Genomic DNA, 15,403 nt, shown 5'->3' with positions numbered 1-15,403 from the left:
AGGCTTCCGCCGACGCCTAAAGGCTTTGCGGAAGCCAAGTTTTCTTTGTAAAAATAGTTCCCCGGGCTTACAAGTCGGGGTTTTTTTCTTAGTCTAATTTTCTAAAAGGAAGATAAAAATATGTTATTTAGGTTTAGTCATGAGTTTAGTAAATTTCAAATTTACGACAAAATTCCTGAGGCACAATGGCAGGTCTTAGCCTTAAATATTAAAAAAGTTCAAAAAAGAATTTTTTTTGATTTACTCTTGGCAAATTTAGAGTCAAACCTAGTGATTCCAGTATTACTTAATGAACTGGTGGTAGAAAATAAAGAGACTTCTCCACTAATTATTTTTGATTCTATTCTTATGGATTTAAACAATAACGTTAAATTGCAAATTTATATGCAGAGTATTAAGCTAATTGCACAAATCCTCCAAGATAACAAGAAAATAGATTGGCAGCCCCGCTATAGGTTTACAGAAACTGCAAGGAATTTTCCAGTTTTTGATCATATTAAAAATGGCAATCCTCATCGGAGGGCCGTTATAGGACTTGAGGATTATGTTCTAACCTTAAAGTTTATGGATATTTATCGTGAGGTAAAAAAATTTATAGATAATAGGTTCCCGGAGACTAATATTTCTATATTAGACTGCGCCTGCGGCAGCGGTTATGGGTCTGTAATACTGGGGGATAGCAGTCTTGTAACTGTAACGGGCGTTGATATGGATAAGGAAGCAATTGAGTATGCAACACTGTTAAATTTAAAGAACAATGTTAATTATATACAAAATTCCCTCGAAGAATTTTCCTTAAATAAGCAAGGTTGTAAATATAATGCCGTTGTAAGTATTGAAACAATGGAACATGTTGAGGATGCCGAGGGTTTTCTTTTTCGGTTGTTAGATGTCCTTGACGAAGATGGTTTATTGGCCATATCCTTGCCTGATGCCAGGGTTCATGGCATTGAATACAACTCAGATCATGTTACCAATTGGACATTAGAAAAGATCAAAAAATTCTTTACTAAATACTTTTATTCCTTCGAGCTATTGCTAATGGAATCGAGAAATGTAAATAGTCCTTTTGGATTTCATTTTTCTAAAGAAGAAAATACAAATCTTAAAAACACAGATCTTTATTTAATAATTGCTTCCCCAAAGGATTTGAGAAAACAAGGTGAAATAGACTTAAAAAATAAGGAATTGGTTAACCGGAGACCATTAAGAACCCTATTTGTTTCTCACAATATCTACCCCCTAGAAAAAAGCGGCGTACCTATTGTGACATACAATCAGGCCACTGAACTGAGACAAAGGGGACATAGTGTAGCTGTAATGATTCCTCAGTCCCAAGAAAAGGCAGAAAGGATAATCCTTGATCATTTAACAATTTACAAAATCCCTAAAATCGAACATTCCAGTTGGCTTCAAAATGATTTTTTTAAACAGCATAGTGATTATTTCGAAGAGGTAGAGAAGGTAATTAACGATTTTAAACCGGATCTAGCTCATATAAACAACCTTCTTTTTATGAATCCAAAGGTTATACAGATATTTTCAGATAGGGGAATACCGGTAGTTAGGGAAATGCATGATTTGGTGGATTTTTGTTATTTTGCAACAACACCTGTTAATTCATTTTTTAGGGTAAATGAATCAAATGAACTAAAATTATGCATGGGTGCAAGTGCAGAAAAGTGTTCGGATTGCTTCCTCAGGAAACGATATCCCACAAATGAAATATACTCTATTAAAAACAAAGCTAATTTACTTGGCAAGTTTTATGCACGGCTAAGCCATATTAATTATTTATATCAAAAGCATATTAGTTTACTATTATTCCCCAGCTTAAATTGGCAAAGCTATCTGCACAACTTCACTGGCCCGAACAAAAAAGAAACCGTTTTACCCATTGGGATTAGAACTGCCGGGAAAGAAGATGGATATTGTGATAATAGAACAGAAGAAACCAGGTTAGTATTCATTGGCAGTATAGCTAAACATAAGGGTCTGGATATTTTATGTCAAGCATTAAGGGATGAAGAAATTCTTCAGGAAAATTTTACGTTAAACATTTATGGTCAAGTGCATCATTCCACAGAAATGAAACAAATAAAAGAACTAGAAAAGCTATCAAAAGGAAAAATCAAGTATGCTGGAACTTACACCCCTGATGATATTGGGGCTATTATGAAAACTGCCGATGTGGGGATAGTTCCGTCATATTTTGAAACCTATTGTCTTACTGCAAGGGAATTCCTCATTTACGGTAAACCCATAATTGCTGCAGAAACCTTTGGTATCAATGAAATAGTAAAGGATAATATTAATGGTTTGTTATTTCCGGTAGGTAGCTGGCAAGAATTAAGAAATGCAGTTCACCGGATAATCACTGACCAAAATCTATTAAATAGCTTAACATTGGGAGCGGGCCAAACAAAGGTATTTACTTTAAAAGAAGAAGTAGAGCAATTGGAAGAACTATATTATGAAGTTGTAGGTAATTGGATTCATGATGAAGGTGTACAGCCCCAAAAAGATGACATAGATCAGTTTGAATCTAATCCCCTGGTATCTATAGTTATACCGGTTTATAACAAGCTGGAGTATACCAGGATGTGTATCAACAGCTTAAATAATACCCTTGATCTTAGGGGAATTGAAATCATTATAATAGACAATGGTTCAAGGGATGGTACAAAGGCATATCTTCATGGGCTACCGGCAAATTTCAAAGTTATTTATAATCAAGAAAACTTAGGCTTTGCCAGAGCGTCTAATCAAGGTGCGAAATTGGCTAAGGGTAAATATCTTGTCTTCTTGAATAATGATACTGTCTCTCTTTCGGGCTGGTTAGATAATTTAGTTAGTATTATTGAAAATCAAAGTGATGTAGGCATTGTTGGCAGCAAGCTATTGTTTCCTGACGGAACTATTCAGCATGCCGGGGTAGCTATTGCTGAAAATGCACCCTGGCCCCTTACACCCTTTCATATTTTTCACCGTAAACCGGGAGATTTTCAAGAGGCCAACAGGTTTAGGGAGCTACAGGTTGTTACTGGTGCCTGTATCCTGATAAGGAGAGAACTTTTCTTTGACGTGGGTTGTTTTGATGAGGCCTACGTTAATGGATACGAGGATGTGGACCTGTGCTTAAAAGTAAGGCAAAAGGGGTACCGGGTTATTTACTGTCCCCATAGCGTATTATACCACTATGAGTCAGTGAGTGAAGGAAGATTTAATCATATAGATTCTAATATTTGCCATTTTCACGCTAAATGGTTAGGAAAAATAGAACCTGATATAAAAACAAGTGTTAACCCTCTTACCAGTATTGTCATACCCTGTTATAACCAGGTTGAATATACGAAACTTTGCCTGGCTAGCGTTTTTGAGCATACCAAGGAGCCCTTCGAGCTGATATTGGTTAACAATGGATCAGAAGATGGAACCAATGAGTATTTTAATTATCTAGCTGGGGTTCACAAAAACATACAGATAATAAATAATTCTAATAATCTCGGCTTTGGAGCCGCCTGTAATCAGGGAATGGCTATTGCTAAGGGAGAGTTTGTGTTAATCCTTAACAATGATGTTGTAGTCACTTCTGGTTGGCTGACTAGAATGCTAAAATTGGCAAGTTCCAGTGAGGAGATAGGTATAGTAGGGCCCCGATCCAATTGGATTGCCGGAGCACAATTAATAAAAGAGGTCCCTTATCAAGACCTGGAAGGAATGCATTTGTTTGCGGCTGAGCTGGCAGCAAAATATGCTACTAGCAGTTTTGAAATAAATCGTGTTATTGGACTATGTATGCTCATCAAAAAAGAAGTGGTAGACCATATTGGTGGTTTTGATTTGCGCTTTGGGATTGGTAATTATGAAGATGATGACTATTGTATCCGAACCCGCCTAGCCGGTTATAAAATTGTTGTTTGCAGCAGTGTTTTTATTCACCACTTTGGTAGTAAAACCTTTACAGGGGCTAAGATTGATTACAAAGAGTTAATTGAGACAAATTGGAATAAATTTGCAGAAAAGTGGAATTTAGCCCTGGATGTTTATCCACCTATGAGCTATAACCCCTTGGATATTATTACCGGGGGATTTAATAAGGAGCAGCACTATTGTCCTTTATGACAGCGGAGGGAAGATTATGAAGGCATTAATACTTTCCGGTGGTACTGGTACGAGGCTTAGGCCCTTGACCTATACTACCGCAAAACAACTGATCCCGGTGACCAATAAACCTATACTTCATTTCGTTTTAGAACAGATTCTTAATGCAGGAATTAAGGATATTGGGATTGTTGTTTCTCCTGAAACAGGAGGCAGTGTAAGGGAAGCGGTGGGAGACGGGGCCAACTGGGGAGCTGGCATCACCTACATCCTGCAGGATAAGCCTGCAGGGCTAGCCCACGCTGTGACAACTGCCAAGGACTTTTTGGGGGATTCGCCCTTTCTCATGTTTCTGGGGGATAATTTGATCCAGGGCGGCGTCCGTGAATTGGTTCAGGATTTTATCAATTCCCCGTCAGATGCCATCATTCTATTAAAAAGGGTGAAGGATCCCAGGCAATTTGGGGTAGCAGTACTTGGGCAGGATAGCCGGGTTATCAGACTATTGGAAAAACCTCAGCATCCCCCAAGCGATTTAGCCTTAATAGGAGTCTACCTGTTCAGGCCGGTTATCCATAAGGCCATAGATAGAATTAAGCCCTCCTGGCGTGGGGAATTAGAAATAACTGACGCGATTCAGGAACTTATTAATATGAATTTTATTGTGGAGGCTAAAATTCTGCACGGCTGGTGGTTGGATACTGGCAAAAAAGACGATATTCTTGAAGCAAATCGTGTGGTTTTGGATGAATATGCTACCTATAATATTCAGGGGGAAATTGATGATCAAAGCATCATTTCAGGCCGTGTCGAGGTGGGTATCGGTTCAAGGGTAAGCAACAGTATCATACGGGGTCCCGTTATTGTGGGAAGTAACGTAACAATAAAAAATTCCTTTATTGGTCCCTATACGGCCCTGGGCAATGGGAGCATAGTTGAGGATGTGTCTGTTGAGCATGCAGTGATTCTAGATAACTGCCATCTGAAAAATGTGGAGAGAATCGAAGATAGTCTAATTGGCTATAACAGCAGAGTTTATCGTAAGGAAAGTAGGGGAAGGGCATTAAGGCTTTTAGTTGGAGATGACTCTGAAATTACCCTGTAGAATAGGAGAAGATGATATGAATTTGATTGAAGGGGTCATGATAAAAAAATTACCTGTAATCCCCGATCAAAGGGGTTACCTAATGGAAATGCTCCGGTCAGATTGGCCGGAGTTTGAACGTTTCGGCCAAGCCTATATGACTGCTTGCTATAGCGGGGTCATTAAGGCCTGGCATTACCATAAGCTGCAAACAGATCACTTTGTGTGTGTTTCTGGTATGGCTAAAGTGGTTCTTTGCGATTTAAGGGATGATAGCCCCACAAAGGGATTAATTAATGATTTTCATATGGGGCAGCTTAACCCAATACTTTTGAAAATCCCTCCCTTTGTTTATCATGGGTTTACAGCAGAGGGCAACTCCACAGCCTTAATAATAAACTTTCCTACGGAACTTTATAATTATCAGCAGCCCGACGAATACAGGCTGCCCTATGATGATCCCTCCATTCCTTATTCCTGGGAGGTAAAGCATGGATGAGAATTTTAATTACCGGTGCTGGGGGTATGCTGGGAAAGGATGTTCTCGAAGTATTGTCCCAAAGGGGCTGTGAAACTCTTCCCAGATACAAGAATGATTTAGATATTACTGAATTAAAGCAGGTTTATCAATGTGTAGAAAATGCTAAGCCTGATTTAATAGTTAATTGTGCCGCCTATACCAATGTAGACAAGGCAGAATCTGAAAGGGAGCTTGCCCTTAAAATTAACGGCCTGGGTGTGCGAAATCTTGCCCTAGCCTGTCAAAGCACACAAATACCACTTATGCATATAAGTACGGACTATATTTTTGACGGACAAAAGGAAGAACCCTATAATATCTTTGACCAGCCAAGCCCGGTAAATACCTACGGCTGGAGTAAAAAGGTTGGGGAATACTATTTAACTTCCCTTCTTAGTAAATTTTATTTAGTTAGGACCAGTTGGCTATTTGGGACCGGGGGTGGTAATTTTATCGAAACTATCATTAAACTTGGTCAACGGCAGGAAGAGCTTAAGGTTGTGGATGATCAGCTTGGCTGTCCTACCTTTACCAAAGATTTAGCCCGGACCATGGCCGATTTAATTGAGACAGGTTATTACGGTACCTATCACGTAACCAACCAAGGAAAGGCCAGTTGGTATCAATTAGCCAAGGAAATCCTAAATAAATGTGGCAGTCCTGCCCAAATTAGGGCTGTAAAGACTTTCAAATACCCCCGTCCAGCTAAACGACCTTCCAATTCAGTGTTAGATCCTTTTCCCCTTTATGAAACTTTGGGTTATTTACTGCCTCATTGGCAGGATGCTTTAGAAAGATACCTTGAACTGAGAAGGGAGGGTGTCCAATGAATTTGTTAGTAACTGGAGGATATGGATTTATTGGCAGTAATTTTATCAGATATATTTTGAATAATCATGCCCATATCAGGGTGATAAACCTGGATAAAATAACCTATGCTGGTAACTTGGAAAACCTCAAGGAATTCGAAGCAAATCCTAATTATACCTTCATTAAGGATGATATATGCGAGGTTGAACATGTCCGTTGGATCTTCAGCACCGGAATTGACGCAGTCGTAAATTTTGCGGCAGAATCCCATGTTGATAGGAGTATCAGGGATCCTAATATTTTTGTTAAGACTAACCTGGAAGGCACCCAGGTACTGCTGGAAGCGGCAAGGAGTAATTGGAACTCTTCAACTGACACGGAAATCGGTGTGAAATTTATTCAGGTATCAACGGATGAGGTATACGGTTCACTTGGAAGCACCGGTTTTTTTACAGAAGCTAGCCCCTTGGCCCCGAGCAGTCCCTATTCAGCCAGCAAGGCCGGAGCTGACCTGATGGCCAGGGCTTACTATCAAACCTATAGATTTCCTGTGGCCATAACTAGATGCTCCAATAACTACGGACCCTATCAGTTTCCCGAAAAGCTAATCCCTCTAATGATCATTAATGCCCTATCAGATAAACCACTTCCTGTCTATGGTGACGGTTTAAGCATTAGGGATTGGTTGCACGTCGCAGATCACTGTCAAGCAATTTATGAGGTCCTAACTAAGGGTAAAGCCGGTGAAACATACAATATTGGTGGTAATTGTGAGAAAACAAACCTAGAGGTAATTAAGGGGATACTGGACTTACTAAACAAGCCAGAATCATTAATAACCTTCGTTAATGACAGGCAGGGCCACGATAGGAGATATGCCATTGATGCATCGAAAATTTCCAGCCAACTTGGCTGGAAGCCTCAACATTCCTTTGAGCAAGGTTTAAGGGACACAGTAGCTTGGTACATTAATAACTGGCAGTGGTGGCAGCCGCTTTTGACTTGATGCGGGGGGAAATAGATGTATATATATTTAGATTATCCGGTTCGTTCTAGACCAAGGTACGGATATGGAAAGCCACCCCATCCAGCCCTCTACAGCATTATTGAGTCCCACAGGTCAGTATATCAAAAGTATATAAATGATTTTTTTGACTATAAGGAGCAGCTTCATAAAATAAATCGTCACGAGGATAAGGTAAATTCGAAAGCTCCCGGTTGGATGAATGGTTGGTTTTCTGGTTTGGATGCCGTTGTTTTATATTGTTTTATCAGTATATTTAAACCTAAAAGGTATTTAGAAATAGGCAGTGGTAATTCAACTAAGTTTGCCCGGCGGGCTATCTCGGACCAAGGGCTGGATACCAGTGTTACATCAATTGATCCTAACCCCAGGGCAGAGATCAATGACATTTGCGAAAAAATAATTAGGGAACCGATAGAGGAACTGGACCTTACAATTTTCAAGCAACTTCAAGCAGGAGATATATTATTTATAGATAACTCTCACAGGGTTTTTATGAATTCAGATGTGTCTGTTGTATTTTTGGATATCTTACCCTATCTGCCGACCGGAGTATTAGTTCACTTCCACGATATTTTTCTTCCCTATGATTATCCACCTGAGTGGGGGGCAAGGTATTATTCTGAACAGTATCTACTGGCAGCCTATCTCCTGGCCCAGGGGAACAAGTGTGAAATTGTAATGCCAAATGCATTCATTAGTAATGATAAAGAACTTAGTGGAGAAGTTTTACCTTTGTGGGAAAGTGCAACCATGGAGGGAGTACAGACCTCGGGGGGATCTTTTTGGATTAGGACGAAATAGAGTATCGGAAATGGCCTGGTATTTTTATACCAGGTCATTTTGAACTTGCTTGTAAAGTAAACAATAAACTAAACTTGGTCCCAGTCTCATTAAATGGCTTTGATAACCCATATAACTATGGTGTTAGGATGCATTTCTCTCAGAAAACCAGGATCTTTATTTGGGAACAGCTAACCCTTCCAGGGTTGCCAATTATGGGTAAAAACAAAATGCTCAATACAGTCAATTATAAATGATTGGCTGGGCAAATGCTGTGAATAGCAAGAAACAAGCCCTTCAGTTTGAAGGGCTTCAGATTGTCGAGAAACTACCAATATTCGGGTTTTAATAATCCCTCACGACTCCTCTCTCCGCAGTGGACAGCGCTAATCCCTTGCTTCGGGCGAAAATGGGCCGCCTTCGAGTAAACATCGTGTTTACCTCAGGCTTGCCCGGACGTCCATGTCCGGGCACCCATTTTCGCATCCTCAGCTTCGCGAAGCGCTGTTTCCACTGCTCTGAATGTCTCTGTTCGGGATTATTAAAACCCAGTTGTATTTTTTCAACAGGCTGAAGCCCTTCAGTATCAGTTTGAAGGGCTTTGTTTATTACAGGTATTTTCCACTGAGTTAATCAGAAGTAGATTAAGCTCGATCAATTTCTCAAATAACTTTTCGTCGGGTTGCTTCATTAGTTGTTGATATGCATGAACTAAGGATCCATGAGCGGCTATTCGATCACCTTGATTAATTAACATTTCTCCTTGTTTAATAAAAGCTGCTATTATATTTTTTATATAAATAAGGGGTTTTTCTGCTGCTATGCCATGGGAGGAAAAGTATCTGTTAGGTGGTGGTCCCATGGTAAGACACTTGTTCATACAATCCAATGAGCGAATTAGCTGGCCTTGGTTAAAATAAAGAGCTCCTTTTAAGTAAACCAGGTCGGTATACTCTGGATAGATACCTTGGTATTTTTCACACATTCGAATTCCCTCATCAAAACGATTAAGTGCCATGTTGCAATAAACCATACTCCGTACCATAGCTGGTGCATAAGATTCCCCTAAATTAGATTTTTCTAATGAGATTGTGTAATAATCAAGGGCTCTCTGATACTCGCCAAGCTTCTGGTATTCAACACCTAAATAGAAGTAAACAAAACCGTATTCCCCGTATTTATCAAGGGACTTATTGAGTAATCTTAGATTGCGTTCACATTTAGCTTTAGCTGCTGCTTTATCGGTATCATAGCCATAATGAAAAATTGTGACATCAAGTTGACCAATTTTATCTAATGAGGAGTATTTTACCACCGACGGAAGTACCTGCTCATGAATTGGACATTCAAAGTGGTAAGCTGGATTATTTCTAAAAAGTCTGAAGCCTAAAAGGCTAGTGCCGGGTTGGTTATTAAAGATATTTATAATCTTAACCCAGTAGCCCTCATGCTCACTTTTGAAAAGGCTGCTCCTCAGTAATGGGGCTGTGTTGCTATCCAATTCCTCATCACAATCTAAAAACAAAATCCATTTGCCCGTTGCGTATTTCAAAGATTCATTACGGGCATGGCTAAAATCGTCTTGCCAGTCAGCTTTGTATACTTCGGCTCCCAGCTCTTTGGCAATATTAACTGTATTATCAGTGGAACCGGTATCTACCACAATTACCTGGTCCACAAAAGGACGGGCGCTATTAATGCACCGCTGGATCCTAGTCCCTTCGTTTTTAGAGATCATGCATAAACTTATTAAGCCGGACATTTAATGCCCTCCCTTCAGACCTGTTGCCGTTAACAAATCCTTTTGAAGGTCAAGTAATTGATCCAAAAACATCTGGTTGTCAGGATGATTTTCCAGGGCTGACTGTATTATTTTTAAGGCTTGCTTGCGGTAAATCATCAGCAGAAGTTTGCGGAAGTGAACTGCATCGGGCAGGATGGCTAGGGCGTTATTGACCATAAGATGGGCCTCAGTCAAAGCATCATGATTTACAAAGTACCAGCCCAGCACATAGAAATAATCTGGCTTGGCCTGGCCGTTTTTCAATTCTTGGAGGGATAATCGAGCTGCTAATTCTAATTTATCCCTCCCAGGCTGATGGTTACTTAAATAGGCTACCTTACTAAGGGCGGTATCTAAACCGGATAAATTTAAGATATCTATTACCGGCGCCCAGCATTTTTGAGTTAATAACCCGCCGATAAGTTTGGTAACAGTAGGATGTGAGATATCAATTTTGTTAGTAGACCTGGTTAATAAACTGTCGTTGAAAGACCTAAGGGTAGTTAAGAATTCTTGATCAGGGTGTTTTATTCCCTGGAGAAATTCTGAAGCTGCCATGGGGGAATTGGTACACCAACAGGAGATTAATACATCAAGTATAAAAGTATCCAAGGCTGTATCCTGGATATAGTCAAAAACCTTCAGGACGTGGTTAATCTTACCTAGCCTTGCCATGCACAACCCTTTTATATAGGCTGTATCGTTGGAGTCTGGAAGGTTTATAAGCTCAGATAAAGCCAGGTTATATTCTTTAAGCTCATATAGTACCTGGGAAATAATTAGGGAGCGCCTGGGATTTTCAAGGTTTTCCAGTAGTTTACACAGGCTTTCCTGAACTTTACTAATATCTAAGGATAGTTCGCCAAGGAATTGGCAGTATCTAACCAGTTCATTTATAGCATAATTTTTGAGTTTAAGACCCTGGGCCTGATAATGTGCCGCCTGATTAACATCACCCAGGGTTTTATGGATTTGCGCCAGCTCAAATAAGGGCAGAAAGGTACCTACTCCAGTTCTGGTTGTATACTTGCCGTTGGTCTGTTCGCCAAACTCTAGGCACTTTTTAAAGCTTTTAATGGCTTTTTTGGGCAGTCCAATTTTCTGGAAGAACTCGCCTTCTATGAAGTGAATATCTACATAATCAGGAAACTGTTTTTTGCAGTCTGCTATTTTCCCATAGGCTTCCTTAAGTCTACCCATTGCTAAAAGGCAAGAAATATAAGAAATGTAAATACTGGGTGCATATATGGCCATTGGATCAACATTATCTAATGACCTTTCATAGCATTCTGCAGCCCCTGCATAGTCTTTTAAATTTATACAGGTGCCACCTAAGGTGTACAGATAAAAAGGATTATTTGGTTCCGAGTCCACTAATTTTTTATTGATTCGATAGTTACGACTAATTTTATCTTTAGTGAGAAGTTGTGAGCTTAAATAACCATAATGAAAAATATTAATACCTGAATTGACCACTGTGCCAAAATTATAAGAAGTAATTATATGCGTGATCTGTTCATGGAGTTTACCTTCAAAACGATACTCAGGTCTGTTTCTGAACATGCGCAAATTTATATGTCTCAGAGGGTCGTTGGTATCAGATAGGTTATTGATTTGAAAAATGTAACCCTCTATACCAGGTAAACTTTCTAATTTTTTCAGGCGAGCACAACAATTTTGCTCCAGTTCTTCGTCAGCATCCAGGTAAAGAATCCAGTCCCCCGTAGCCTTTTTAAGGCTAAAATTACGAGCTGAGGCAAAGTCATCATCCCAAGGGTAATAAAAAATTTTAGCTCCATGCTCCTCAGCTATTGCTATTGTATTATCGTGGGAGCCTGTGTCCACAATGATGATTTCCTCAACACAGCCTTTCACACTATTTAAACATCTGGACAAGTTATCTTGTTCATTTTTTACGATCATACATAAAGAGATCATTATTTGCCTCCCGGAAACTCTTCTATGGCACTATATGCCTAAATTAAGGGCTGTGTGCCAAATGGAGGGAGCAAAAAAATAGCCGGCAACTAAATGTTTCGGCTGAAAAGATCTCTATAAAATTTAATAAGTCTCACCTAACCACAGAAGGTGGTTAGGGGTGCCCACTCAGCATGTTTAAATTCATTGACCTTGGTACCCTGACAATTTGGCAGGCCGGTTTTCGTGGCAGCGTATATTAAGATACCCTGGGAGGCTGCACTTAACTCAGCCCTGATTTCAAGATTTCTTTCTCCTTCACCAGGCAGTGGGACTTCAACAAAGGCCGCGCAGCAGGGAGGTATATTAATTAGGGGAACGGTAATGGCACCAATGGTAATGGGACAGTTGGCTAAAGAGTGAATAATGAAATTGACACTTTGAGAGCTTGTTGTATAATTTAATACCTTCAGGTGGAGAGTTTGCTCTAAACAATCAACAAAGAATGGACCGGTGGAAAGATAAGGAGCTATACCCTGGTTTGCTAAAATTTCTATAATCTCTGTCTTTATTTCCTGCAAACCAAAGGTAGGGCTGAATACTGCATCCTCAATGCCGGCAACCTCAGATTTAATTTCCTGCAAACCAAAGGTAGGGCTAAATACTGCATCCTCAATGCCGGCAACCTCAGATTTAATTTCCTGCAAACCAAAGGTAGGGCTAAAAATTGCATCCTCAATACCCGCCACTTCGGTTTTAATTTCCCGCAGGCCAAAGGTAGGACTAAATATTACCTCAAGGATGGTCTCCACATTGACCTCAATCTGCTTTACCTCTGATTTGATTTCCTTAAGGCCAAATTTAGGGTTGCACAGTATTTTTTCGCATTGTTCAAGCTCTCTTTTAAGGATGCAAAGACATTTAACTAGTTTCATTAGAAATTGTTTATCCGGAATACACTTATCCTTGTGGCAGGGATTTGACATGCATTTATCTGGGAAGCATTCAGAATCGCTTTTGTCCCAGGGAAAACCTCCGTCAAACCACATACATAAACCCCCTTTAATTTCATATTTATACATAATATGCCAATTTATCCAATGTGTTCATTATATATTTTCAAAAGAAAAACCGGCAAATATTTTTGCCGGCTTGATAGCTTTTATATGTCACAGAAGGTTCCTAAAGGTAGGAAGTTACCAGAGAATATCTCTGTAAATTTTGTGTCCTGATCTGTTGTTGTAGTTGCTGCATAAAGGAAGATACCAAAAGTGGAAGTGGTTTGTGCATTTATTAGGATATTTCTGGCAATTGCAGTAGCTATGGAAACGTTAGTGCTGGCTGTGCAGCAAGGCTCTATATTAGCAAAGGTCACGGATGTTATCAGAGAAGGTGGACAATCATCCACGTCATGTACTCTATAGACAACATCCTGGAATTCTCCAGTGGCATTAAAGGCCTTAAGTTCCAGGTCGCTTTCCCCTGGTGTTTGTAGGAAAGGCCCTGTAGTTAGATTCTGGGCAGGTCCCCTGGCTTCCAAAAATTCTTCAAATCCAAAAAGCAACTGAGCAATCTCAGACTCAATTTCCTCCAGGCCGAAGGTGGGACTGAAAACAGCAGACTCAATCAGAGATACTTCAGACTTGATTTCCTCGAGACCGAAGGTGGGACTGAAGACAGCTGATTCAATGTGAGAGATTTCCGTCTTAATATCCAGGAGCAATTCCGTTGGGATTGCAAAGTCACTGACGAGATCAAGAATGATGGAGACCTCGGATTTGATTTCTTCCAGTCCGAAGGTGGGGCTGAAAACAGCAGATTCGATAAGGGAAACCTCGGCCTTGATCTCAGGCAAGCCAAAGGTAGGGCTGGTGATTTCATCGAAGATACCGCCCACAAAGGATTCGATCAGAGATACTTCAGACTTGATTTCCTCAAGACCGAAGGTGGGACTGAAGACAGCTGATTCAATGTGAGAGATTTCCGTCTTGATATCCAGGAGCAATTCCGTTGGGATTGCAAAGTCACTGACGAGATCAAGAATGATGGAGACCTCGGATTTGATTTCCTCCAAGCCGAAGGTGGGACTGAAAACAGCGGACTCGATAAGGGAAACCTCGGCCTTGATCTCAGGCAAGCCAAAGGTAGGGCTGGTGATTTCATCGAAGATACCGCCCACAAAGGATTCGATCAGAGATACTTCAGACTTGATTTCCTCAAGACCGAAGGTGGGACTGAAGACAGCTGATTCAATGTGAGAGATTTCCGTCTTGATATCCAGGAGCAATTCCGTTGGGATTGCAAAGTCACTGACGAGATCAAGAATGATGGAGACCTCGGATTTGATTTCCTCCAAGCCGAAGGTGGGGCTGAAAACAGCGGACTCGATTAGGGATACTTCAGACTTGATTTCCTCAAGACCGAAGGTGGGACTGAAGACAGCTGATTCAATGTGAGAGATTTCCGTCTTGATATCCAGGAGCAATTCCGTTGGGATTGCAAAGTCACTGACGAGATCAAGAATGATGGAGACCTCGGATTTGATTTCCTCCAAGCCGAAGGTGGGGCTGAAAACAGCGGACTCGATTAGGGATACTTCAGACTTGATTTCCTCAAGACCGAAGGTGGGACTGAAGACAGCTGATTCAATGTGAGAGATTTCCGTCTTGATATCTAGGAGCAATTCCGTTGGGATTGCAAAGTCACTGACGAGATCAAGAATGATGGAGACCTCAGATTTGATTTCTTCCAGTCCGAAGGTGGGACTGAAAACGGCAGATTCGATAAGGGAAACCTCAGCCTTGATCTCAGGCAAGCCAAAGGTAGGGCTGGTGATTTCATCGAAGATACCGCCCACAATGGACTCGATCAGGGATACTTCGAACTTGATTTCTGCCAGACCGAAGGTGGGACTAAATATTGCATCTTCAATACGTGCCACCTCGTTTTTAATTTCCTTAAGGCCAAATCTCTCGTGCTTGATTAAGCAGAGAATGATTTTTAGCTTTACGCAGGTCAAAATAAAACATTTTAACAACCCATTAGAGGGAAATGGTGAACAAGGATCTTGGGGAAAGCAGAGATCTTGCTTACATCCCCCCATATTTGGAAAAAATAATTCCTCAATTCCTTCGAATTTATCAGATTCAAAAAGTTCCTCAAAATCTGACATATCGCCAATGCCAGATATGTCTCCAAATTCGGAGAATTCATCAGAGTATGGTTGTTTTTGTGTTTTTTTGAAAATTGATTTAACAAGTTCATTGATATATTCCTTAAAACTATCAGACATAGTAGCCCTCCTCACATAATTTCATTCCAATATATTCCTGAGGTGACAACAATGTTAGGATTTTTGTAAAAAAAGAATTTAGATTT

The 15,403-nt window shown here is 40.3% G+C and carries 10 protein-coding genes; 6 read left to right on the top strand and 4 right to left on the bottom strand.

Going from position 1 to position 15,403, the window contains the following annotated elements:
• Positions 1-120: 120 nt before the first annotated feature.
• The 6 genes from P6N53_RS15030 to P6N53_RS15005 are packed head-to-tail and all read left to right on the top strand — an operon-like array spanning position 121 to position 8,346.
• A complete protein-coding gene (locus P6N53_RS15030; protein ID WP_304544609.1) occupies positions 121-4,125 on the top strand; it encodes a glycosyltransferase in 4,005 nt (1,334 codons plus the stop codon).
• A 16-nt stretch (positions 4,126-4,141) separates the two neighbouring features.
• Positions 4,142-5,209 (top strand): glucose-1-phosphate thymidylyltransferase, encoded by a 1,068-nt coding sequence (locus tag P6N53_RS15025; protein ID WP_304544607.1) that lies wholly within the window; start codon positions 4,142-4,144, stop codon positions 5,207-5,209.
• Between the two features lie 16 nt (positions 5,210-5,225).
• Complete coding sequence (locus P6N53_RS15020) at positions 5,226-5,687, top strand: dTDP-4-dehydrorhamnose 3,5-epimerase family protein (protein ID WP_304544605.1); 462 nt, start codon at positions 5,226-5,228, stop codon at positions 5,685-5,687.
• Complete coding sequence (gene rfbD, locus P6N53_RS15015) at positions 5,684-6,538, top strand: dTDP-4-dehydrorhamnose reductase (protein WP_304544603.1); 855 nt, start codon at positions 5,684-5,686, stop codon at positions 6,536-6,538. The genes P6N53_RS15020 and rfbD overlap by 4 nt, the downstream gene beginning before the upstream one ends.
• Positions 6,535-7,524 (top strand): dTDP-glucose 4,6-dehydratase, encoded by a 990-nt coding sequence (gene rfbB / locus P6N53_RS15010; protein ID WP_304544601.1) that lies wholly within the window; start codon positions 6,535-6,537, stop codon positions 7,522-7,524. The genes rfbD and rfbB overlap by 4 nt, the downstream gene beginning before the upstream one ends.
• Positions 7,525-7,539: 15 nt before the next feature.
• On the top strand, positions 7,540-8,346 hold the full coding sequence (locus tag P6N53_RS15005) for a class I SAM-dependent methyltransferase (RefSeq protein ID WP_304544599.1): 807 nt from the start codon (positions 7,540-7,542) through the stop codon (positions 8,344-8,346).
• A gap of 565 nt (positions 8,347-8,911) precedes the next feature.
• On the opposite strand, the gene P6N53_RS15000 is transcribed toward P6N53_RS15005, so the two are convergent.
• The 4 genes from P6N53_RS15000 to P6N53_RS14985 all read right to left on the bottom strand — a co-directional run bounded on the left by P6N53_RS15000 (position 8,912) and on the right by P6N53_RS14985 (position 15,317).
• Positions 8,912-10,087: a glycosyltransferase gene (locus tag P6N53_RS15000; RefSeq protein WP_304544597.1), complete on the bottom strand. Its 1,176-nt coding sequence runs from the start codon at positions 10,085-10,087 to the stop codon at positions 8,912-8,914.
• On the bottom strand, positions 10,088-12,046 hold the full coding sequence (locus P6N53_RS14995) for a glycosyltransferase (protein WP_304544595.1): 1,959 nt from the start codon (positions 12,044-12,046) through the stop codon (positions 10,088-10,090).
• Positions 12,047-12,183: 137 nt separating this feature from the next.
• Complete coding sequence (locus tag P6N53_RS14990; RefSeq protein ID WP_304544594.1) at positions 12,184-13,074, bottom strand: hypothetical protein; 891 nt, start codon at positions 13,072-13,074, stop codon at positions 12,184-12,186.
• Positions 13,075-13,187: 113 nt separating this feature from the next.
• Entirely contained in the window at positions 13,188-15,317 is a 2,130-nt protein-coding gene (locus tag P6N53_RS14985) for a leucine-rich repeat protein (RefSeq protein WP_304544592.1), read from the bottom strand.
• Between the last annotated feature and the right edge of the window lie 86 nt (positions 15,318-15,403).

This window comes from Desulforamulus aquiferis, assembly GCF_030577015.1.
In the GTDB taxonomy this organism is placed as follows: Bacteria; Bacillota; Desulfotomaculia; order Desulfotomaculales; family Desulfotomaculaceae; genus Desulfotomaculum; species Desulfotomaculum aquiferis.
The sequence above is the reverse complement of the archived record's forward strand: the minus strand, read 5'-3'. Positions and strand labels throughout refer to the sequence as shown.

Excerpts from the sequence above, each read along its gene's own strand:
- P6N53_RS15030 (WP_304544609.1), top strand. The coding sequence starts at position 121 with ATGTTATTTAGGTTTAGTCATGAGTTTAGTAAATTTCAAATTTACGAC.
- P6N53_RS15025 (WP_304544607.1), top strand. The coding sequence starts at position 4,142 with ATGAAGGCATTAATACTTTCCGGTGGTACTGGTACGAGGCTTAGGCCC.
- P6N53_RS15020 (WP_304544605.1), top strand. The coding sequence starts at position 5,226 with ATGAATTTGATTGAAGGGGTCATGATAAAAAAATTACCTGTAATCCCC.
- rfbD (WP_304544603.1), top strand. The coding sequence starts at position 5,684 with ATGAGAATTTTAATTACCGGTGCTGGGGGTATGCTGGGAAAGGATGTT.
- rfbB (WP_304544601.1), top strand. The coding sequence starts at position 6,535 with ATGAATTTGTTAGTAACTGGAGGATATGGATTTATTGGCAGTAATTTT.
- P6N53_RS15005 (WP_304544599.1), top strand. The coding sequence starts at position 7,540 with ATGTATATATATTTAGATTATCCGGTTCGTTCTAGACCAAGGTACGGA.
- P6N53_RS15000 (WP_304544597.1), bottom strand. The coding sequence starts at position 10,087 with ATGTCCGGCTTAATAAGTTTATGCATGATCTCTAAAAACGAAGGGACT.
- P6N53_RS14995 (WP_304544595.1), bottom strand. The coding sequence starts at position 12,046 with ATGATCTCTTTATGTATGATCGTAAAAAATGAACAAGATAACTTGTCC.
- P6N53_RS14990 (WP_304544594.1), bottom strand. The coding sequence starts at position 13,074 with ATGTGGTTTGACGGAGGTTTTCCCTGGGACAAAAGCGATTCTGAATGC.
- P6N53_RS14985 (WP_304544592.1), bottom strand. The coding sequence starts at position 15,317 with ATGTCTGATAGTTTTAAGGAATATATCAATGAACTTGTTAAATCAATT.